This window comes from Jatrophihabitans sp., from assembly GCF_036389215.1.
Taxonomy (GTDB): domain Bacteria; phylum Actinomycetota; class Actinomycetes; order Mycobacteriales; family Jatrophihabitantaceae; genus Jatrophihabitans_A.
On record NZ_DASVQG010000182.1, the window covers coordinates 20,917 to 42,298 of the forward strand.

Sequence of the window (21,382 nt, forward strand, 5' to 3'; positions counted from 1 at the left end):
TATCCTCTTTCCACATGCCGCGTTACCAAGCTGTCACCATCGAGAACTGAGCGAGGCCGCCGAACCACATGATCATCACGTTGCTCTCGATCGTCCTGATCCTCGCCAGCCTGTTGCTGATGGTCCTGGTGCTGCTGCACCGGGGCAAGGGCGGCGGCTTGTCCTCGATGTTCGGCGGTTCCCTCTACTCCAGCCTGTCGGGCTCCTCCGTGGTCGAGCGCAATCTCGACCGGCTCACCGTCGTCGCCGGCCTGGTCTGGTCGATTTGCATCATCGGTTTGGAGCTGCTCTACAAGGCGAGTTGATTTCCCCTGCGACGGTCGCGCCAGGCGGCGCGCTCGGGTCGCACCGGAGGCCGAAGCCTCACAGTGACATCGAGTTACACAGTGACAGAAGTTGCACAGTGACATCGAGTTAGAGGAGTCGGAAACGTGGCAGGTGGCAGCGCAATCCGCGGCAGCCGGGTAGGGGCCGGTCCGATGGGTGAGCGGGAGCGCGGTGAGTCCGCTCCGCGCCAGTGGGTGTCGTTCTTCTGCGCCAACGGCCACGAGACCAAGCCGGCCTTCGCCTTGGATGCGCTGGTGCCCGACACCTGGGACTGCCCGCGCTGCGGCTTCCCCGCCGGCCGGGAGTCCGCCGCCCCGCCGGCCGCCCCCCGCAACGAGCCGTACAAGACCCACCTGGCCTACGTGAAGGAGCGGCGCTCGGACGCCGACGGCGACGCCATCCTCGAAGAGGCCCTGGCCCGGCTGCGGGCTCGCCGCGGCGAATCCTGAATCATCCGGCTCATCCAGTGCGGACTCGTTGAGAGGGTCGCAGAGGCCGGCGATCGTTGGCCGTCCAGCAGGGCGACTCGCCGAAAGTGCGGCTGCAGCAGGGCCAACGATCAGTCCGAAGTCTGACCGGCGGGCCGGAAGAGCATCAGCCCGAAGTCGGACCCGGGAGTCAAACAAGCGGGCCGGGAAGTCAGAGCATCGGACGGCCGTCGGGATGCCGCGGCAAGCCGGACGCCGCATCCCGGTCCACCAGCCACAGCGTCCGGAACCGGCCGCGCGGGCCGGCGGAGGGCACCTGCACCCGGCCGGCTCCACTCAACGCCAGCGCGACCGCCTGGGCCTTGCCGGCCCCGGAGACCACGAACCAGGTCTCGTTGGCGGCAGCCAGGCCCGCGAAGCTGAGCGAGATTCGCAACGGCGGCGGCTTGGGGGAGTTGCGCACCGCGATCACCGGGCCGGACTCGTCATAGGCGCTCGGGTGCCCGGGGAACAGCGACGCGCAGTGCCCGTCCGGCCCCACTCCGAGCAGCAGCACGTCGAAGTTCGGCAGCACGTCCGGATCGTCATCGCGCCGCGCGTCGGCCAGCCGCTGGGCGTAGCCGGCGGCGGCCTCGTCGATGCCGGCGTACGGCCCGTCGCTCGCCGGCATCGGAAACTGCCGGGCCGCCTTGAACGGCGGATGGGAGAACAGCAACCGGTTCGCCGGCCCGTCGTTGCGGTCCTCGGAGTGCGCCGGCACGTAACGCTCGTCGGCCCAGAAGACGTCCACCCGGGACCAGTCGACGGTATCCGGTGACGAGGTGGCGGCGATCGCCGACCAGACCCGCTCCATGATCGAGCCCGCGGTCAGCGCCAGCGCGGCCCGGCCCCGGTTCTGCTGGGCGCGGGCCAGCGTGGACAGCACCCGCACGGCGACATCGGTGGCCAGGTTCTCAGCGGTGGACTGGACGATCAGCTCCGGTTGGGCGGGCATCGAGTCCTCAGGCCTCCTGCTGCGCCAGCGCCGGATCGTGCCAGATGTGGGTACGCACGGCCGGCCGGTCGTTGAGCCCGGTCAGGCCCGAGACCGCGCCCAGCGCCTCGCCGTAGGGCTGGTCGGCGTCCAGCCTGCGCAGTTCCTCGGCGAGCATGTCGCCGGTGGTCCGCTGCGGGAACGGCTGAATGGTGTCGAGCTGCCCCGGCCGGCGCATCAGCAGCTTGTAACCCTCGTTGGTCATCTGCACCGTGCGGCCGTCCTCGAACTCCAGCGAGACCGAGACGATGTACTTGCCTTCGGCCTTCTGCACCGGAACGGCGATTCCGAGCCGGGACGACAGCCAGCCTGCCAGCAGCTGCGCCGAGGGATCCTGCGGATTTCCGGTGACGATCACCGACGTGGCCGGCGAGGACGCGGTGTCGAAGGCCGCCGCCAGCGCCGCCCGCCACGGCGTGATGACCGTCCAGGTCAGGTCGGTGTCACCCGGGGCGTAGTCGACCGCCCGCTGGCGCAGCGAGGCGGCCGGGTCGGCGTCGCGGATGACGTTGCTGATCCGGCGGTCGGCGAACACGCCGAGCGGGTCGTTGGCGATCACCTTGGGGGTCTCGGAGTACCACCAGGCGACCACCGGCGCGTCCGGTGCCAGCAGCGGCAGCGTGACGGACTCCGCGTGCAGCGCCAGCCGCCCGAACATCCGCAGCACCACCGCCTCACCGGGCCCGTGCCGGCCGCCGATCGACACCTCGGCGTCCAGCCGCGGCACCGGCGCGTCGATGTGGTGGCGCAGCACCATGATCACCCGCATCGGGTGCTTGGCCGCCGCCGTCGCCACGGCCGCCTCCACCACGGCGGTGTCCTTCTCCTCCAGCACCACCACCAGCGTCAGTGCCAGCCCGCTGGTCACCGCCCCGCCGGAGCGGCGCTCGGCAGCCAGGGCCTGCACCACCGCCGTCCCGGTGGTGTCCCAGAGTGTGGTCACAGCGAAACCCCCTCATCAGGAAAGCCTGGACGGGCTAGACAGTCTGAACGGACTGGGCGGCCTGGGCCCGGGCGGCTGGTCACGGCCGCCGCCAGCTTCGCCCGTCGCGGGCCAGCATCTCGTCAGAGGCCTTGGGCCCCCACTCACCGGCCCGGTAGGGCGCCGGCTCCTGGCCGGTCCAGAACTCCTCCAACGGGTCGATCACCCGCCAGGAGGCCTCGACCTCCTCGTTGCGCGGGAACAGCGTCGCGTCCCCGAGCATCACGTCGAGGATGAGCCGTTCGTAGGCTTCCGGTGAGGACTCGGTGAACGCCTCGCCGTACAGGAAGTCCATGGAGACGTCGCGCACCTCCATCATCGAACCCGGCACCTTCGACCCGAACTTCAAGGTCACGCCCTCGTCGGGCTGCACCCGGACCACCAGCTGGTTGTGCCCGAGTTCCTCGGTGTCGGTGTGGCTGAACGGCAGGTGTGGGGCCTTCTTGAACAGCACCGCGATCTCGGTGACCCGGCGCGGCAGCCGCTTGCCGGTGCGCAGGTAGAACGGCACCCCGGCCCACCGCCGGGTGTCGATGCCGAGCCGGACGGCTGCGTAGCTCTCGGTCTTGGAGTCATCCGGGACGTCCTTCTCGTCCCGGTAGGCCAGCACCCGCTCGCCGGCCAGCCAGCCCTGCTGGTACTGGCCCCGCACCGCGTAGGCAGCGCGGTCGGCCGGCAGCGTGATCGCCCGCAGCACCTTGAGCTTCTCGGTCCGGATCGCCTCGGCGGTGAACTCGACCGGCTCCTCCATCGCGGTCAGCGCGAGCAGCTGCAGCAGGTGGTTCTGCAGCACGTCCCGGGCGGCGCCGGTGGCGTCGTAGAAGCCGGCCCGGCCGCCGATGCCGACGTCCTCGGCCATGGTGATCTGCACCGAGTCGACGTAGTTGGCGTTCCAGACCGGCTCGAACAGCTGGTTGGCGAAGCGCAGCGCCATCAGGTTCTGCACGGTCTCCTTGCCGAGGTAGTGATCGATCCGGAAGACGTCCTCGGCGGTGAACACCTCGTCGACCAGCGCGTTCAACTCCTTGGCGCTGGGCAGGTCGTGCCCGAACGGCTTCTCCACCACCACCCGGCGCCACCCGCCGGAGGTGGCGTTGTCGGCCATCTTGGTGCGTTCCATCTGCCGCAGCACGACCGGGAACATGCTCGGCGGGACGGACAGGTAGAACGCCGCATTGCCCTTGATGCCGTGGCTGTTGCGCAGCTCGTCCAGGGTGGTGGCCAGGGTGTCGAAGGCCTGGTCGTCGTCGAAGGAGCCGGCCACGAACTTGATGTCACCCGACAGCCGCGCCCAGACCTCCTCGTTCCAGTCGGTGCGGGCGTGCTCCTGGGCCGCCTTCTTGGCCAGCGTCTCGAAGTCACCGTCCTCCCAGTCCCGGCGGGCGAAGCCCAGCAGCACGAAGTCCGCCGGCAGCAGGCCGCGGTGGGCCAGGTCATAGATGGCAGGCAGCAGTTTCTTGCGCGACAGGTCTCCGGTGACGCCGAAGACCACCAAGGCACAGGGTTCGGGAACCCTCGGCAGCCGCCGATCGCGTGGATCGCGCAGCGGGTTGGTTCGCAACCCGGCCTTGACCTGCGGTCCGTCGCCGGTGCCGATCGCGCGGGACTGGTCCTCGGTCAGACTCACGGATTCCTCCTCTACAGCCCTTGCACCAACTGTCTCTACAGCCCTTGCACTAACTGTCCGATGCCCGCGGCGCGGTCGGTGAGATGCAGGTGCAGCACCGGCCGTCCCTTGTCCGCGAGCACGGTGGCGTCACCCGCCGCCTGGGCCTGCTGCAGCGAGGCGAAGGTGTACGGGCGATCGGGCACTTCCAGATCTTGCTCACTGGCAGCGGTGATCTGCAGGAACACCCCGTTGGGATGCCCACCCTTGTGGTACTGGCCGGTCGAGTGCAGGAACCGCGGCCCCCAGCCGAAGGTGGTCTGCAGGCCGGTCCGGCGGGCCAGCGCCGGGCGCAGCGTTGCCGCCTCGGCGTCGGCGTGCCGGTCCAGGTAGGCCTGGATGCTGACGTAGCCGCGCTCCGGGGCCGCGGCCAGGAAGGCCTGCAGCGCGTCGGCGAGGGTGCTTGCCGAGGACAGGTCGAACCCGGTGCCGAACACCTCGACGGCGCCCTCGGTCAGGTCGGGGTCGTCGCCGCCGGCGTCATCCGAGGCGTCCAGCAGCGCCCGGGCCTGCTTCTTGGCCTCCTCGACGTTGGGCTGGTCGAAGGGGTTGATCCCGATGATCCGGCCGGCGATCGCGGTGGCGTACTCCCAGAGCAGCATCTGGGCGCCGAGCGGGCCGCTGACCGCCACGCCCCACCCGGAGGCGGGCCGGTAGGAGTCGTCGTAGCTGCCGAGCTGGACCAGGATCGCGTCCTGGCCGGCATCGGCATAGCCGGGGGCCTGCGGGTTCTCCACGACCACCGGCAGCAGGCCGCGGCCGTTCTTGCCGGTGGACTCGGCGATCAGCTGCTCGGCCCAGTCGCCGAAGCCGACGATGCCCGAACCGAGGTCGGCGAAGACCACCTTGTCCGAGCCGGCATTGTGGGCACAGCCCAGCAGCGCGCCGAGCCGCAGCCCGGGATTGGTCTCGGCGTCCGTCGACAGCACGGTGGCCGCCTCGGCCGCCTCATCCAGCAGCGCGGTCAGGTCGGCCCCGGCCAGGCCCGAGGGCACCAGGCCGAACGCGGTCAGCGCGCTGTAGCGCCCGCCGACGTTCGGATCGGCCAGGAACACCTTGCGGTAGCCGGCATCCTCGGCGGTCTGCTGCAGCGGCGAGCCCGGGTCGGTGACCACCACGATCCGTTGCCTGGGGTCGATGCCGTGCTCGGTGAAGGCCTTCTCATAGGCCCGCCGGTGCGAGTCGGTCTCGACGGTGCCGCCGGACTTGCTCGACACCACCAGGACGGTCCGGTCCAGGCTGTCGGCGATCGCCGCGCGCACCTGGCCGGGATCGGTGGTGTCCAGGGTCACCAGGTCGACGCCGGCGGTCGCGCAGATGACCTCCGGCGCCAGCGAGCTGCCGCCCATGCCGGCGAGCACCACGTGGTCCACGCCTTCGGCCCGCAGCTCCTCGCGCAGCGCGCTGATCTCGGCGACCAGCGGCCGGGAGGTGTCGGCCAGCGTCACCCAGGACAGTCGCTTGGCCGCCTCGGACTCGGCGTCGGCCCCCCACAGCGTGGGGTCCTGGGCGGTGATCTTGCTCGCTACCTGGTCCCGCACCAGCTCGGTCAGCGCCGCGGCGTAGGCCTGCTCGTCCGGGTAACCGAACTCCAACCCCAGGCCGCCACCGGTGACCGAGGCCAGCTCGCTCATGCCGACGCACCTGCCCGGTCGGCGTTGCCAGCCTTGCTCGGGTCGCCGTTGTCGGCCTTCTTCGCGCCGGCGGTCAGCTGCTTCTGCACGCCCTCCAGCAGGCTGGCCCAGGAATCCATGAACTTCTCGACGGCCTCGGTCTCGAGCAGCTCGGTGACCTCGTGCAGCTCGATGCCCAGTGCCGAGAGGTCACTGACCACCTGGCGGGCCTCGTCGTAGCCGGAGTCGGCGGTCGGGCCGCTGATCGTGCCGTGGTCGGCGACCGCGTTCAGGGTGGCCTCGGGCATGGTGTTCACGGTGTCGCGGGCGACCAGTTGGGTGACGTACATGGTGTCGTCGTAGGACGGGTCCTTCACCCCGGTCGAGGCCCACAGCGGGCGCTGCACATGGGCACCGGCCGCCTTCAGCTCGTCCCAGGCCGGGCCGGTGAACACCTGCTGGAACGCCTCGTAGGCCAGCCGGGCGTTGGCGATGCCGGCCTTGCCGCGAACGGCCTTGGCCTCGTCCGTGCCGATCTTGTCCAGCCGCTTGTCGATCTCGGTGTCCACCCGGGACACGAAGAACGACGCCACCGACCGGATGGTCGACAGGTCGATGCCGGCCTCGCGGGCCTGCCGCAGGCCGTCGAGGTAGGCGCCCATCACCTTGTGGTAGCGCTCGATCGAGAAGATCAGGGTGACGTTGACGCTGATGCCGGCCGCGGTGGCCGCCGCGATCGACGGGATCCCGGCCTCGGTCGCCGGGATCTTGATCATCACGTTCGGGCGGTCGACCAGCCACCACAGCGCGGTGGCCTCGGCGGTGGTCTTGTCGCTGTCGTGGGCGATCCGCGGGTCCACCTCGATGGACACCCGGCCGTTCTCGCCGTCGGTCGAGTCATAGACCGGGCGCATCACGTCGCAGCCCCAGCGGATGTCGTAGGCGGTCAGCAGCCGGACGGCCTCTTCCAGGGCCACCTCGCGCACCGCCAGGTCGTGCACCTGCTGGGCATAGGCGGAATCTCCGTCGGCGGCGCCCTCCATCGCCTTCTGGAAGATCGACGGGTTGCTGGTCACGCCGACGACGTGCTTGGTGTCGATCAGCTCCTGCAGGTTGCCACTGACCAGCCGCTCGCGGCTGATGTCGTCGAGCCAGATGGACACGCCTTGGGCCGACAGGTCGGCCAGTGCCTCGCTCATGATGGATCCTCTCTTCCGGAGTTCTTCCAGACGCCGCGGAGCGACCGCCTCAGTTGCCGGTCGTCGTGCCGGTGATCTTGCCTACTCGCTCCAGGGTGGTGTGGGCAGCCGTGACGACGTTGTCCGGGGTGAAGCCGAACTGCTCGAACAGCACCTTGACGTTCGCGCTGGCGCCGAAGTGGTCCAGCGCCACCATCTCGCCGGCCTCGCCGACGATCTCGCGCCAGCCCATCGAGACGCCGGCCTCGATGCTGACCCGGGCCTTGACCGACGGCGGCAGCACCCGCTGCTGGTAGGACCGGTCCTGGGCCCGGAACCACTCGATGCACGGCATCGAGACCACCCGGGTGGGGGTGCCCTCGGCCTCCAGCCGCTCCCGGGCCTCCAGCGCCAGGCCCACCTCGGAGCCGGTGGCGATCAGGATCACCGTCGGCATCCCCTCGGAGGCCTCCTCCAGCACGTAACCGCCCTTGCCGGCGTCGACCACCTTGGCGGGGTCCAGCACCGGCAGTCCCTGCCGGGACAGCGCGAGGCCGGCCGGCCGGTCGGTGTGCTCCAGCACGGTGCGCCAGACCACCGCGGTCTCGTTGGCATCGGCCGGGCGGACCACGTCCAGGCCCGGGATGGCGCGCAGCGAGGCGAGGTGCTCCACCGGCTGGTGGGTCGGGCCGTCCTCGCCGAGGCCGATCGAGTCGTGGGTCCAGACGTAGATGGTGGGCAGCTGCATCAGCGCCGCCAGCCGGACCGGCGGGCGCATGTAGTCGCTGAACACCAGGAAAGTGCCGCCGTAGACCCGGGTGCCACCGTGCAGCGTGATGCCGTTCATGATCGAACCCATCGCGTGCTCGCGGATGCCGAAGTGCAGGGTGCGCCCGTACGGCCCGCCCGGCCATGCCTTGGTCTGCCGGTCGGGCGGCACGAAGCTGGGCTCGCCCTCCATGGTGGTGTTGTTGGACTCGGCCAGGTCCGCCGAGCCGCCCCACAGCTCGGGCAGCACCGGCGCCAGCGCGCTGAGCACCTTGCCCGACGCCGCCCGGGTGGCCAACGAGTGGGGCTTGCCGTCCTTCTCGGTGGGGAAGGTGGGCAGCACATCGGCCCAGCCGGGCGGGAAGCTGCGGCTGACCAGCCGGTCGAACAGTTGCTTGCGCTCGGGGTTGCCCTCGGCCCACTTGTCGAAGCTGGGCTGCCACTGCTCCCGGTCCGCCCGGCCGCGCTTGGTCACCTCACGGGCGTGTGCGATCACCTCGCCGTCCACCTCGAAGGTCATGTCCGGATTGAAGCCGAGCAGTTCCTTGGTCTTGCGGACCTCGTCCTCGCCGAGGGCGGCCCCGTGCGCCTTGCCGGTGTTCTGCATGGTCGGCGCCGGCCAGCCGATGATGGTGCGCACCGCGATGATGGACGGCCGGTTGGTCTCGGCCTTGGCCGCCTCCAGCGCCGCCTCCAGGGCCACCACGTCCTCGCCGGACTCGACGTACTGGGTGTGCCAGCCGTATGCCTCGTAGCGCTTGAGGACGTCCTCGGAGAACGCCACGTTGGTGTCGTCCTCGATCGAGATGTGGTTGTCGTCGTAGATCAGGGTGAGGTTGCCCAGCTGCTGGTGCCCGGCCAGCGAGCAGGCCTCGCTGGACACGCCCTCCTCCAGGCAGCCGTCGCCGGCGATCACGTAGATCTGATGGTCGAACGGCGACTCGCCGGCGGCTGCGTCCGGGTCCAGCAGGCCGCGCTCGCGGCGGGCCGCCATCGCCATTCCGACCGCGTTGCCGACGCCCTGGCCGAGCGGTCCGGTGGTGGTCTCCACGCCGATGGTGTGACCGTGCTCGGGATGTCCGGGGGTCAGCGAGCCCCAGGTGCGCAGCGACTTCAGGTCCTCCAGCTCCAGGCCGTAGCCGGAGAGGTAGAGCGGGATGTAGAGGGTGAGCGAGGCATGCCCGTTGGACAGCACGAACCGGTCGCGGGCGACCCAGTTCGGGTCGGTCGGGTCATGGCGCATGGTCCGCTGGAAGAGCAGGTAGGCCAGCGGCGCCAGGCTCATCGCCGTGCCGGGATGGCCGTTGCCCACCTTCTGCACCGCGTCGGCCGCCAGCAGCCTGGCGGTGTCCACCGCTTTGGAATCGAGTTCGGTCCACCAGTCCGGGTGGGTCTGAACGATGCCGGGTGCGGTCTCGGTCACGTGCCTCTCCTGCTCTGTAGATATCGCGGTAGGGCCTGAATCCGAGCCTAACCGCTTTCAGCCTGGTGTCGTCGGGGGGTCCCACCGCCCTGGCCGGCGCTCGCGCGGCGGCCGTCCGGGATCTGATGTTGCGGTGTCGCGAGGCCCGTCAGCGACGCCGGATGCGGGTGGCGGCCGTGGTTTCGGCCGGGCGTTACGCTGGGCCAGTGACGCAGACCCCGGTTGCCCGCACTCGCTCGGGGAACTCGGGCGTCGCTACCGGCTCGGCGATGACCTCGGTACGAGCCTACGTGGCTCTGACCAAGCCACGCATCATCGAGTTGCTGCTGGTTACCACCCTGCCGGCGATGGTGTTGGCCGCGGGCGGCCTGCCGCGCTGGCAGACGGTGCTCGCCACCCTGGTCGGCGGGACGCTCGCCGCGGGCTCGGCCAATGCGCTGAACTGCTACCTCGACCGCGACATCGACGCGCTGATGCGCCGCACCGGGCACCGCCCGCTGGCCACCCACGACGTCTCGCCGGCCGGCGCGCTGCGGTTCGGAATGCTGCTCGGGGTACTGGCGGTCGCGCTGATGGCGCTGTCGACCAACCTGCTCGCGGCCGGGCTGACGGCGCTGGCGATCGCCTTCTACGTGATCGTCTACACGATGCTGCTGAAGCGGCGGACGTCGCAGAACATCGTCTGGGGCGGCGCGGCCGGCTGCATGCCGGTGCTGATCGGCTGGTCGGCGGTCACCGGCTCGCTGGGCTGGCCGCCGGTGGTGCTGTTCGGGGTGGTGTTCTTCTGGACGCCGCCGCACTTCTGGGCGCTGGCGATCCGCTACAAGGACGACTACGCCCGGGCCGGCGTGCCGATGCTGCCGGTGGTCGCCTCGCCGGTGCAGGTCGCGCGCCAGATCATGGCGTACTCGTGGCTGACGGTGGCGACGTCGCTGGTGCTCTGGCCGCTGGCCACCGGCTGGGTGTACGGGGTGCTGGCGCTCGGTGCCGGGGCGGCGCTGCTGGCCGAGGCGCACCGGCTGTACGCCGCCGCTGGGGCCGGGCAGGCGGGCCACCCGATGCGGCTGTTCCACCTGTCCAACAGCTACCTGGCCTTCGTGTTCCTGGCCGTCGCGGTGGACACCTTCCTGCGCTGAGCTGGTCGCGCTCCTCGCGCGGGCGATTCACGCTCCTCGCGCGGGCGATTCACGCTCACCGCGCAGCCCGGTGATCCACGCTCACCGCGCAGCCCGGTGACCCACGCTCACCGCGCAGCCCGGTGATTCACGCTCACCGCGCAGCCGAGTGATCATTGGCCTCCTGGCAGGGCGACACGCCGAGCGGCCTGCCGCAGCGCGGCCAACGATTGCCGCTCGGCCGTGGGGTCTGGCCTTCGCGCCGGGACTCTCGCCGACCCGCAGCACCTAGGATCGGCGGGATGAGTAGCCGTATCGCCCTCGCCAGCTGCCTGGACATGCCGACCGGCGACGGCGACGACCTGCCGCTGGTGAAGGCGCTGACCGAGCTGGGCCACCAGGCGAGCATGGTGCCCTGGGACCAGCCCGGTGTGGACTGGGCGGCCTTCGACGTGACGGTGATCCGGGCGACCTGGGACTACACCACCCGGCGGGAGGAGTTCCTGGACTGGGTGGCCTCGGTGCCCAGGCTCCACAATCCCGCGCCGGTGGTGGTGCGCAACACCGACAAGAGCTACCTGGCCGACCTCGCTGACGCCGGCCTGCCGGTGGTCGCCACCCAGCTCGTCCCGCCCGGCACCGAGCCGGAGCTGCCGGAGTCGGGGGAGTTCGTCCTCAAGCCCTCGATCGGCGCCGGCTCACGGGGGGCGGGCAGGTTCGACGCCAGCCGCCCCGGCGCCCACCAGCAGGCCCGCGAGCACGCCGAGCGGCTGCACGCCGCCGGCCGGACGGTGCTGGTCCAGCCCTACCTGGACGCCGTGGACACCGCCGGTGAGACCGCGCTGATCTTTTTCGACGGGGTGTTCAGCCACGCCGTCCGCAAGGGCCCGATGCTGCGCCCGGACGCCCGGCACCAGGTGGAGGGTGAGGCCCTCTATGTCGAGGAGAACATCACCCGCCGCACGCCCTCGCAGGCCGAGCTGGCAGTGGCCGAGCGGGTCTTCTCCTACGCCAACGCCGGCCTGCCGGAGAACCTGCTCTACGCCCGGATCGATCTGCTGCCCGGCCCGGCCGGCCCGGTGGTGGTCGAGCTGGAGCTGGTCGAGCCGTCGCTGTTCCTGCTGTATGCCGACGGTGCCGCCGACCGGCTGGCCGCCGCGATCAGCGCCCGGGTGAACTGATGGCTGCCCATTCGGCGGGGCGGGCAGCGGCCGGAAAGCCGGCCGGCTCAGCTGGAGCCTCCGATCATCGGCCGCCGGTACCGGACGTGCCGGTGCTGGCGCTGGCCGGTGACGCCGAGCGGCGGCTGGGGCTGCGCCGGATGAAGGTCGTCGCCACCGGCGGCCTGGTGCTGGCCGCGGTGATCTTCGTGATCTGCAAGCTGGTCGGTGACGACAAGGGCATCTGGCCGTTCCTGCAGGCGGCCAGCGAGGCGGCCATGGTCGGTGGGCTGGCCGACTGGTTCGCCGTGACCGCGCTGTTCCGGCACCCGCTGGGGTTGCCGATCCCGCACACCGCGATCATCCCGCGCAAGAAGGACCAGATCGGGGAGAGCCTGGGCGACTTCATCCAGCAGAACTTCCTGACCCCCGAGGTGGTCGGTCCCCGGCTGCAGGCTGCCCGGATCCCGCAGCGGATCGGGGAGTGGCTGGCCACCGGGGACCGCCCGGAGAAGCTCTCGCACGAGTTCGGGGTCGCTCTGGCCGGCGCGAACACCGTGCTGGCCGACGAGGACATCCGGCAGGCCATCGAGAACTTCGCCGACGCCCAGCTGCGCCGGCTGCCGGCGGCACCGGTGGTGGCCAAGGTGCTCGACCTCGCGGTGGAGGGCAACCAGCACCAGATCCTGATGAGCGAGGGGCTGCGGTCGCTGATGCGCTTCCTCGACGACAACCGCGACGTCTTCCGCAAGCGGGTCGCCGACGAGTCCCCGGAATGGGTGCCCGAGTGGGTGGACGGCAGGGTCTTCAACAAGCTGTTCTCCAGCGTCCAGAACTTCCTCGCCGACGTGGCCATCGACCCCGAGCACGCGCTGCGGCAGCAGTTCGACCAGCGGCTGCGCCAGTACGCGGTGCAGCTGCGCACCGATCCGGCGGCCGCCGGGCACCTGGAGCAGTGGAAGTCCGACCTGCTCGACCACCCCGCCGTGCGCAACGCGCTGGCCTCGCTGTGGCTGCCGCTGAAGAAGGCGGTGCTCGACGCCGCGCTGGACCCGAATTCCGAACTGCGCCGGGTCGGCACCTCGATGATCCGGCAGACCGGCATCGCGCTGCGCGACGATCCCAACCTGCAGGCCAAGTGCGATCGCTGGCTGCTCGCTGTGATGGAGCACGTGCTGGCGCACTACTCCGGCGAGCTGTCCGGGGTGATCACGCACACGGTCTCGCGCTGGGACGCCGACTCGACTGCTCGCCGGCTGGAGCTGCAGGTTGGCCGTGATCTGCAGTTCATCCGGATCAACGGCACGGTGGTCGGCTCACTTGTGGGCCTAATGATCTATTCCGCCAGCCGGTTCCTGTGACGCCAGCTAGCCTTGTACCGGATCGCTGAGTCAACAGCGGCTCCAGGTGGGCTGGGGAGAGCACTATTTCTGAGGACGCAAGCACCGGCGCCGCCGCCGGTGCTGAGAGAAGCACGGGTCCGGACGGTCCGGATCTCGGCCCGGCGACCGAGGCCATGCCGGCCCCGCCGCGTGCCGAGGTCGACGCTGTGCCACCGGCCCCACCGGCCCCACCGGCCCCACCGCTCGCCGAGGTTGAGGCTGTGCCGGCCGCATCGCTTGCCGAGGTCGACGACGCTGTCCCACCGGCCCCACCGCAGCCTGGCGAGCCGGGCTGGTTGCTGGGTGGCCGCTACCGGGTGATCGACCGGATCGGCGCCGGCGGCATGGCCGAGGTGTTCCGCGCCCACGATCAGCTGCTGGCCCGCGATGTCGCGGTCAAGGTGTTCCGCTCCCACTCCGACCCCGACGACGTGACCGGCGGCGTGCAGCGCCAGGAGCTGGAGCTGCAGACGCTCGCCCGGCTCAGCCATCCGAACCTGATCACCCTGTTCGACGGCTCGATCGGCTCGGACGGTGAGCCGGCCTTCCTGGTGATGGAGTTGATCAACGGCCCCAGCCTGGCCGCCCAGATAGCGCAGGCCCCGCTCACCGAGCCCGAGACCCGCGAGATCGCCACCCAGATCGCCGGCGCGCTGGCCTACGTGCACTCCCAGCACATGGTGCATCGCGACATCAAGCCCGCCAACATCCTGCTCGGCGCCGACGGCACCACCGGCGACACCACCGTTCGGGCCCGGCTGTCGGACTTCGGGATCGTCCGGCTGCTGGGCAGCGAGCACCTGACCAGCGCCGACTTCATGGTCGGTACCGCCTCCTACCTGGCTCCGGAACAGGCCCGTGGCGCCGAGGTCGGCCCGGCTGCCGACGTCTACGCGCTCGGCCTGGTGCTGATCGAGGCGCTCACCGGCCGGCGCTCCTACGAGGGCCCGGCGCTGGAGGCGGTGCTGGCCCGGCTGGATCGCTCGCCCGAGATCCCGGCCGGCCTGCCGCAGCCCTGGCCGGAGTTGTTGCAGGCGATGACCGCGATGGACCCGCAGCTCCGGCCGGGCGCTGCCGAGGTGGCCCGGACGCTGCGCGAGGGCGTCGCGATGCCGACGCCCATGCTCGCCGGCGGCTCGGGCCTGCTGGCCGGCGACGCCGTGCTGGCTGGTGACGCGGTGCTTGCCGGCGGCGCGCCGCTGGCCGCCGCCTCGGGACTGACCGGGACCACGGCGGTGCCCGGCGGTGCCGGCGCCGCGGTCGTCGGGGGAGCGCTGGCCGGTGGGGCCCTGGCCGGTGCGGGACTGGCCGGTGCGGGACTGGCTGGTGCAGTGAGCCCCGGTGACGCGCTGGCCGATGCCACGGTGGCCGCCCCCGCGCTGGTCACGCCTATGACAGCCGGCCCGGTGGGAGCAGGCCCGGTGGGAGCAGGCCTGGCTGGAGCGGGCCCGGTCACCGGCGCCCCGCTGGCGGCACCGGCAGTGGACTACGGCACGGCTTTTCCCGCCGGGTCCGGCGGCATGGCCCCGGTCTGGACGACCGATCCTGCCGCCAGCCCCGACCTCGCCACCGCCTTCATCGCCACCGGCCTGCCGCCGATGCCTCCGCCGGTTGACGACGAGGTCGACACGCCGGTCGAACCGGAGCGACGTCCCGGTAGCCGTGGGCCGCTGATCGGAGCGGCGGTCGCCGCGGCCGTCCTGGTCACCGCGCTCACGGCCGGCGGCCTGGCCCTGGTGCGTCAGCCGTCGACGAACAACCCGGGCGTGCTGCCAGGGCAGGCGGTGTCCACCAGCACCAACCGGCAGCCGAACGCCACGCCGACCACCAGCCCCACGTCGGTGGCCCCGATCGGCTCGATCCCGAGCTCGGGAAGCGGCAGCAGTTTCACCGGCGGCAGCCGCTCGGCGAGCGGCACGCCGACCAGGAGCGGCACGCCGACCAAGAGCAGCGCGCCGGCATCGAGCAGCGCCGCGCCGTCCAGCAGCGCGCCCGCGTCGAGCAGCAGTGTCGCATCCTCGACCCGCGCGAGCTCGTCCGGAAGCGCGACGGCAACCACCTCGACCAGCCCCAGCGCCAGTGGCACCGCGTCCGGCACCGCGACCACCACTGCGGCTCCGGCCGGTGCCACCAGCCCAGGAACCGCCACCACCAAGCCCAAGAAGAACGGCTAGTCAGGCCGGATAGCCGCCGGCTGCGTGCCGCTCCGGGGCGAGCCGATCAGCGGGCACGGATGCCGGACGCGGAACGCGTGGCCACTCTCGGGGCGTCCGCCGGGGCGATCGGAGACGGTGCGGGCAGCGTCCGGGCGAGCAGGGCGAGGGCGGCCAGCCACACCAGGCAGGCGCCGAGCATGTGGAAGCCGACCAGCACCGCCGGGACGTGGGTGAAGTACTGGACGTAGCCGATCAGGCCCTGGGCGAGTTCCACGGCCAGCAGCAACCAGGCCGCCCGGCGTAACCGGTCGCCCGCCCCCGCCGCGTGGGCCAGCACCGCGAAGCCGAGGCTCACCCCGATCAGCAGCATCACCAGGTCGGCGTGCAGCTGGGACACCGACGCCGGGTCGAAGGCAATCCGGTGGGTAGCGCCCCTGTCACCGGCATGCGGGCCACTGCCGGTCACCACCGTGCCGACCGCCAGCACCGCCGCGGTCACTGCCACGATCGCCCAGGCCGCCGCCCGCAGGCCGCCCGGCGCGGCGCCACGCAGGCCCGGGGCGGCCGGGTCCTCCCGAAGCCGCCACCACAGGGCGAAGGTCACCGCGATGATCGCCATCGACAGCAGGAAGTGCGCGGCCACCGTCCACGGATTGAGGTGGGTCAGCACCGTGATGCCGCCCAGCACCGCCTGGGCGGGGATGCTCGCCGCCACCAGCACCGCGAGCCTCACCTGCCGCCGGGCCAGCACCGCGACCACCAGGGTGGCCAGCACCACCGCGCTGAGCACGAAGGTCAGCTGCCGGTTGGCGAACTCGATGATCCCGTGCAGGGCGTACTCCCTCGTCGGGGTCAGCGAGGCGTCGGTGCAGGACGGCCAGGTCGGGCAGCCCAGCCCCGACCCGGTCAGCCGGACCGCCCCGCCGGTCACCACGATCACCACGTTCGCGATCAGCGAGGCCAGCGCCAGCCGGCGCAGGGTGGCCGGCCGCCGCAGCCAGCGGGCGTCCCTCATTCCCACCGGAACCACCTCGCCGCGGCCGGCAATGCCACCGCCGCCCAGACCAGCAACGTCAGGGCCGGCCGCACCGGCAGCCCGCCGCCGTGCTGGAGCACCTGGTGCAGGCCGTCGGACAGCGCCGCGGACGGCAGGTAGCGCAGCACGTCCACGGCGGCCTGCGGATAGCGCGACAGCGGCACCGCGATGCCGCCGGCGAACAGCAGTACCAGCCAGATCAGGTTCGCAGACGCCAGCGTGATCTCGGCCCGGACGGTGCCGGCCAGCAGCAGCCCCAGCGCGCCGAAGGCGAAGGTGCCCAGCACGATCAGCACCGCCGCCGACACCGCGCCGCCGCTCGGCTGCCAGCCCAGCACCAGGCCGAACAGGCAGATCAGGACGGCCTGCAGCCCCTGCAGGATCAGCACCGCGCAGGTCTTGCCGAGCAGCAGCACCCGGCGCGAGAGCGCGGTGGCGCCCAGCCGCTTGAGCACCGCGTACTTGCGCTCGAAGCCGGTGCCGATGGCAAGGCCGGTGAACGAGGCGCTCATCACCGCCAGCGCGAGCACCGAGGGCACCACGAAGTCGATCCGGCGCGGCACGTCCAGGGAGTACAGCAGCGGCAGGTTGAAGAAGAACTCCAGCAGCAGCGGGATGACCAGGGTGAGCGCTACCTGCTCACCGTTGCGCAGCAGCAGCCGCAGCTCCATCCGGGTCTGGGCGGCCAGCATCCGGGTGGCCGGGGCGGCACCCGGAGCCGGCGCGAAACTGGTGGTCATCGGCCGCCGGCCCTCGGCAACGGCGGCACCGGAGGCAACGGCGGCACGGGCGGCACGGGCGGCACGGGCGGCACTGCCAAGGCCAGGAAGACGTCCTCCAGGCTGCGCCGCTCGACGCTGAGCCCCTCGGCCAGCACGTCGCGGGCCGCGCACCAGGACGTGATGCCGGCCAGCAGCGCCGGGGTGACCTCACCGGCCACCAGGTACCGCCCGGCGGCCGGCTCGCTGACCTGGGTGCCGGCGGGCAGGGCGGCTCGCAGGTCGGCGACCGGCAGCCCGGCCGGGGCCCGGAACCTCACCTGACCCGCAGACCCGGCCCGGGTCAGCTCAGCTGGGCTGCCCTCGGCGACGATCCGGCCGGCGTGCAGCATCACGACGTGGTCGGCCAGTTCCTCGGCCTCGTCCAGGTAATGGGTGCTGAGCACGATGCTGACGCCGTCCCGGCGCAACCGGCGGATCAGGTCCCAGGTCCCGCGCCGGGCCTGTGGGTCCATGCCGGCGGTCGGCTCGTCCAGGAACAGCAGCTCCGGACGCGAGATCAGCGCCATCGCCAGCGACAGCCGCTGCTGCTGCCCCCCGGACAGCCGCTTCACCGGGGTGCTGGCCACGTCGGCGAGGCCCACCTCCTCGAGCAGGTCGGCGGCGTCCAGCGGATGGGCGGCGTAGCTGGCGAACAGCTGCAGCAGTTCCAGGGCGCGGGCCCCGGTGTAGCCGCCGACGCCGTCCTGCAGCATCACCCCCACCTTGGGACGCAGCTGGTCGCTGTCGGTGACCGGGTCCAGTCCCAGCACCCGTACCCGGCCGCTGTCGGCGCGCCGGAAGCCCTCGCAGATCTCGATCGTGGTGGTCTTGCCGGCGCCGTTGGTGCCCAGCAGAGCCAGCAGCTCACCGCGTGCGACCGTCAGCGAGATGCCGTCCACCGCGGCCCGGCCGGCATAGCGCTTGACGAGATCGGTGATCTCGACGGCGGCAGCGGCGGGCACCGGTCAAGTCTAGGTAGTCCGCGGGCTGCCGGCGCATGGCCTCCCGCGGGCGTGACCGGCGCGACCGCGGGCGTCAGTCGCTTGTCAGTCCCGGGTCACTCCGAGGACTTCACCGAGCTGCCGTAGGTGTCGACGTAGTCCTGCCCGGAGAGCTTCTGCACCGCCTCGCGGATGGTCTCGGTCACCTCGCGCAGCATTCGCGACGAGCGCTCGTCCTCGGCGCGGCCGGAGAAGTCCAGCGCCGGGCCGTAATGCACCTCCACCGGCGAGCGGTACCAGTGCCGGTCACCCTCGATCAGCACCTGGCCGGTGCCGATCAGGCCCACCGGGATCACCGGCGCGCCGGTGCGCAGGGCCAGCCTGGCGACCCCGGTCCGGAACTTGTGCAACCGGCCGTCCGGTGACCGGGTGCCCTCGGGGTAGATGCCCAGCGCCTTGCCCTGGCCCAGCAGCTCGACGCCGGCATCGATGGTGTTGGCCGCGGCCCGCGGGTTGTCGCGGTCCACCGGCACGTGACCGAACTCGCGGAAGGCCCAGGCGTTGACCCGGCCCCGCAGGCCGGCGCCGGTGAAGTACTCGGCCTTGGCGAAGTACAGCACCTGGCGGCCGGCGGTGATCGGGGTGAACACCTCGTCCGCGGCGGACAGGTGGTTGGCGGCGATGATCGCGGGTCCGGTGCGCGGCACGAACTCCTGGCCGGTTGCCTGCGGCCTGAAGTAGGCACGCAGCAGTGGCGAGACCAGGAGCTCGGCGGCGCGGTACAACACCCAGCGAACCTACCGCCTCGCCCGGTGCGCCCGCGCCGACCTCCTGACCTCCGCGCGCCCGCCCCGGCGGATCGGGGGGTGCAGCCGCCCGCACCGTGCCCGGAATGGCCCGGTCGGTGCCGAAGATGCCGGAAGAAGCGGCAGTATGAGACGCACGCCACCGCGACACCGCCGTTGCCGAGGGGCCCCGGCTGGGATCGTCCCCGGAAATACGTCATACTTATCTTGTGAAATTCGCAGGCGCCCCCACGGCCTCGACACCGGTCTCAGCACCGGCTGCCGACGCGGTGTCCGGTGCTGCCCGCGAGGCCGCCGCGGCCGGCACCGCCGAGGGCCGGACCCGCGACGCGGTGACCCGGCTGGTGCAGGAATCCGGCCCGCTGACCGCCGCGGCGCTGGCCGAGCGGCTGCAGCTGTCCGCGGCCGCCGTCCGCCGGCACCTCGACGCGCTGGTGGCCGACGGCATCTTCGTCGAGGTGCAGCCGCGCACGTCCAACCTGCGCCCGCGTGGCCGGGGCCGCCCGGCCCGCGCCTACGCCCTCACCGACGCCGGCCGCGCCAGCTTCGGCCACGCCTACGACGACCTCGCCTCGACGGCGCTGCGCTACCTGCGCGACACCGGCGGCGAGGCGGCGGTGGTGGCCTTCGCCGAGCACCGGGCCAGCACGCTGGCCGACCGGATCGGCACCCAGCTGGCGGCGCCGGAGTTCGCCGAGGCAGATCCGCGCCGCAAGGCCGCCCTGGTCGCCGCGGCGCTCACCGCCGAGGGCTATGCCGCCAAGGTCGCCCCGGCCGGCAATGCCGGGCAGGGCAGCCAGATCTGCCAGCATCACTGCCCGGTCGCGCACGTCGCCGCCGAGTTCCCGCAGCTGTGCGAGGCCGAGACCCGGGCGCTGGCCTCGGTGCTCGGCACCAACGTCCAGCGGCTGGCCACCATCGCCCACGGCGACGGCGTCTGCACCACCCACGTCTCGCACACCGGCCGGTTCGTGGCCGGCGACGGCCGTCAAGCACCCGCCGAGGCGCACTCCGAAGTACTTACCGAAACACAGATCACGCGCACGACCACAGAAACGGTAGTCCCGAACCGGGAGGCACATACATGACCACAGCAGCTGAGCGCGCTCTTATCCAGGGCGAGCAGATCGAGGCGCTGTCGACATACAAGTTCGGCTGGTCGGACACCGACGTGGCCGGCTCCACCGCCCGCCGGGGCCTGAACGAGGATGTCGTGCGCAACATCTCGGCGCTGAAGAATGAGCCTGCCTGGATGCTGGAGCGCCGGCTCAAGGCCCTGGAGATCTTCCGCAAGAAGCCGATGCCGAACTGGGGTTCGGACCTGTCCGGGATCGACTTCGAGAACATCAAGTACTTCGTGCGCTCGACCGAGAAGCAGGCCGCCTCCTGGGACGATCTGCCGGCCGAGATCAAGAACACCTACGACAAGCTGGGCATCCCCGAGGCCGAGAAGCAGCGGCTGGTGTCCGGGGTCGCGGCGCAGTACGAGTCCGAGGTCGTCTACCACAAGATCCGCGAGGACCTTGAGGCCCAGGGCGTGCTGTTCCTGGACACCGACACCGCGCTGCGCGAGCACGAGGAGCTGTTCAAGGAGTACTTCGGCACCGTCATCCCGTCCGGTGACAACAAGTTCGCGGCGCTAAACACCGCTGTGTGGTCGGGTGGCTCGTTCATCTACGTCCCCAAGGGCGTGCACGTCGACATCCCGCTGCAGGCCTACTTCCGGATCAACACCGAGAACATGGGCCAGTTCGAGCGGACCCTGATGATCATCGACGAGGGCGCCTACGTGCACTACGTCGAGGGCTGCACCGCGCCGATCTACTCCTCCGACTCGCTGCACTCTGCCGTCGTGGAGATCATCGTGAAGAAGGGCGGCCGCTGCCGCTACACCACCATCCAGAACTGGTCGAACAACGTCTACAACCTGGTCACCAAGCGCGCCGTGGCCCAGGAGGCCGCGACCATGGAGTGGGTCGACGGCAACATCGGCTCCAAGGTCACCATGAAGTACCCGGCGGTCTGGATGACCGGTGAGCACGCCAAGGGCGAGGTGCTCTCGATCGCCTTCGCAGGCGAGGGCCAGCACCAGGACGCCGGCGCCAAGATGGTGCACGCCGCGCCGCACACCTCCTCGACGATCATTTCCAAGTCGGTGGCCCGTGGCGGTGGCCGCACCTCCTACCGCGGCCTGGTGCAGGTCGAGCCCGGTGCCCACTCCAGCAGGTCCACGGTCAAGTGCGACGCGCTGCTGGTCGACACCATCAGCCGGTCCGACACCTACCCCTACGTCGACGTCCGCGAGGACGACGTGTCGATGGGGCACGAGGCCACGGTCTCCAAGGTCAGCGACGACCAGCTGTTCTACCTGATGAGCCGCGGCCTGTCCGAGGACGAGGCGATGGCGATGATCGTGCGCGGCTTCGTCGAGCCGATCGCGCGGGAGTTGCCGATGGAGTACGCCCTGGAGCTGAACCGGCTCATCGAACTGCAGATGGAAGGCGCGGTCGGTTAAGTACCCCACCAAGTTTTCTCGTAAAGAACACTCGAAAAACTTGTCGGGCAGCGCCGACGCGAACGAGCCACGGCGCTTGCCGTGCGCGAAAG

Annotated in this window: 18 protein-coding genes; 8 read left to right on the forward strand and 10 right to left on the reverse strand. The window is 71.3% G+C overall.

The genetic code is table 11. The features are described from left to right. The first annotated feature begins 68 nt into the window (after window positions 1-68). Both secG and VF542_RS09490 read left to right on the forward strand, forming a co-directional pair. Window positions 69-305, forward strand: coding sequence for a preprotein translocase subunit SecG (secG, locus tag VF542_RS09485; protein ID WP_408651454.1), 237 nt, complete (start codon window positions 69-71; stop codon window positions 303-305). Window positions 306-431: 126 nt separating this feature from the next. Next, the gene (locus VF542_RS09490) at window positions 432-776 is read left to right on the forward strand and encodes an RNA polymerase-binding protein RbpA (RefSeq protein WP_408651455.1); all 345 of its coding nucleotides are present in this window, start codon (window positions 432-434) and stop codon (window positions 774-776) included. 190 nt (window positions 777-966) lie between these two features. On the opposite strand, the gene pgl is transcribed toward VF542_RS09490, so the two are convergent. From pgl to tkt, 6 genes are all read right to left on the reverse strand, one after another. Then, window positions 967-1,749 carry a 6-phosphogluconolactonase gene (gene pgl / locus VF542_RS09495; protein WP_408651456.1) on the reverse strand — a complete coding sequence of 261 codons (783 nt, stop codon included), beginning with the start codon at window positions 1,747-1,749 and terminating at the stop codon, window positions 967-969. Between the two features lie 7 nt (window positions 1,750-1,756). After that, window positions 1,757-2,731, reverse strand: a complete 975-nt coding sequence (locus tag VF542_RS09500; RefSeq protein WP_408651457.1) for a glucose-6-phosphate dehydrogenase assembly protein OpcA — start codon at window positions 2,729-2,731, stop codon at window positions 1,757-1,759. A 79-nt stretch (window positions 2,732-2,810) separates the two neighbouring features. Then, window positions 2,811-4,331 (reverse strand): glucose-6-phosphate dehydrogenase, encoded by a 1,521-nt coding sequence (gene zwf, locus VF542_RS09505; RefSeq protein ID WP_408651491.1) that lies wholly within the window; start codon window positions 4,329-4,331, stop codon window positions 2,811-2,813. Between the two features lie 101 nt (window positions 4,332-4,432). Beyond that, window positions 4,433-6,070 (reverse strand): glucose-6-phosphate isomerase, encoded by a 1,638-nt coding sequence (locus VF542_RS09510; protein WP_408651458.1) that lies wholly within the window; start codon window positions 6,068-6,070, stop codon window positions 4,433-4,435. Continuing rightward, window positions 6,067-7,248 (reverse strand): transaldolase, encoded by a 1,182-nt coding sequence (gene tal, locus VF542_RS09515; RefSeq protein WP_408651459.1) that lies wholly within the window; start codon window positions 7,246-7,248, stop codon window positions 6,067-6,069. Before tal ends, VF542_RS09510 begins: the two co-directional genes overlap by 4 nt. 49 nt (window positions 7,249-7,297) lie before the next feature. Next, window positions 7,298-9,418, reverse strand: coding sequence for a transketolase (gene tkt, locus VF542_RS09520; RefSeq protein ID WP_408651460.1), 2,121 nt, complete (start codon window positions 9,416-9,418; stop codon window positions 7,298-7,300). 161 nt (window positions 9,419-9,579) lie between these two features. On the opposite strand from tkt, the gene VF542_RS09525 reads away from it, so the two are divergent. From VF542_RS09525 to VF542_RS09540, 4 genes are all read left to right on the forward strand, one after another. Further along, window positions 9,580-10,554, forward strand: a complete 975-nt coding sequence (locus tag VF542_RS09525; protein WP_408651461.1) for a heme o synthase — start codon at window positions 9,580-9,582, stop codon at window positions 10,552-10,554. A gap of 281 nt (window positions 10,555-10,835) precedes the next feature. Then, the gene (locus VF542_RS09530) at window positions 10,836-11,714 is read left to right on the forward strand and encodes an ATP-grasp domain-containing protein (RefSeq protein ID WP_408651462.1); all 879 of its coding nucleotides are present in this window, start codon (window positions 10,836-10,838) and stop codon (window positions 11,712-11,714) included. Next, a complete protein-coding gene (locus tag VF542_RS09535; protein ID WP_408651463.1) occupies window positions 11,714-13,054 on the forward strand; it encodes a DUF445 domain-containing protein in 1,341 nt (446 codons plus the stop codon). Before VF542_RS09530 ends, VF542_RS09535 begins: the two co-directional genes overlap by 1 nt. A gap of 242 nt (window positions 13,055-13,296) precedes the next feature. Beyond that, entirely contained in the window at window positions 13,297-15,249 is a 1,953-nt protein-coding gene (locus VF542_RS09540; protein ID WP_408651464.1) for a serine/threonine-protein kinase, read from the forward strand. Between the two features lie 46 nt (window positions 15,250-15,295). On the opposite strand, the gene VF542_RS09545 is transcribed toward VF542_RS09540, so the two are convergent. The 4 genes from VF542_RS09545 to VF542_RS09560 all read right to left on the reverse strand — a co-directional run bounded on the left by VF542_RS09545 (window position 15,296) and on the right by VF542_RS09560 (window position 18,757). Next, window positions 15,296-16,246, reverse strand: a complete 951-nt coding sequence (locus tag VF542_RS09545) for a COX15/CtaA family protein (protein ID WP_408651492.1) — start codon at window positions 16,244-16,246, stop codon at window positions 15,296-15,298. After that, window positions 16,243-17,007, reverse strand: coding sequence for an ABC transporter permease (locus VF542_RS09550; protein WP_408651465.1), 765 nt, complete (start codon window positions 17,005-17,007; stop codon window positions 16,243-16,245). The genes VF542_RS09545 and VF542_RS09550 overlap by 4 nt, the downstream gene beginning before the upstream one ends. Beyond that, window positions 17,004-17,990: an ABC transporter ATP-binding protein gene (locus VF542_RS09555; protein WP_408651466.1), complete on the reverse strand. Its 987-nt coding sequence runs from the start codon at window positions 17,988-17,990 to the stop codon at window positions 17,004-17,006. Before VF542_RS09555 ends, VF542_RS09550 begins: the two co-directional genes overlap by 4 nt. 95 nt (window positions 17,991-18,085) lie before the next feature. Continuing rightward, complete coding sequence (locus VF542_RS09560; RefSeq protein ID WP_408651467.1) at window positions 18,086-18,757, reverse strand: lysophospholipid acyltransferase family protein; 672 nt, start codon at window positions 18,755-18,757, stop codon at window positions 18,086-18,088. Between the two features lie 227 nt (window positions 18,758-18,984). Between VF542_RS09560 and VF542_RS09565 the strand changes: the two genes are divergently transcribed. Beyond that, complete coding sequence (locus VF542_RS09565) at window positions 18,985-19,863, forward strand: helix-turn-helix transcriptional regulator (protein ID WP_408651468.1); 879 nt, start codon at window positions 18,985-18,987, stop codon at window positions 19,861-19,863. Next, entirely contained in the window at window positions 19,860-21,290 is a 1,431-nt protein-coding gene (gene sufB / locus VF542_RS09570; protein WP_408651469.1) for a Fe-S cluster assembly protein SufB, read from the forward strand. The genes VF542_RS09565 and sufB overlap by 4 nt, the downstream gene beginning before the upstream one ends. Window positions 21,291-21,382: the final 92 nt, after the last annotated feature.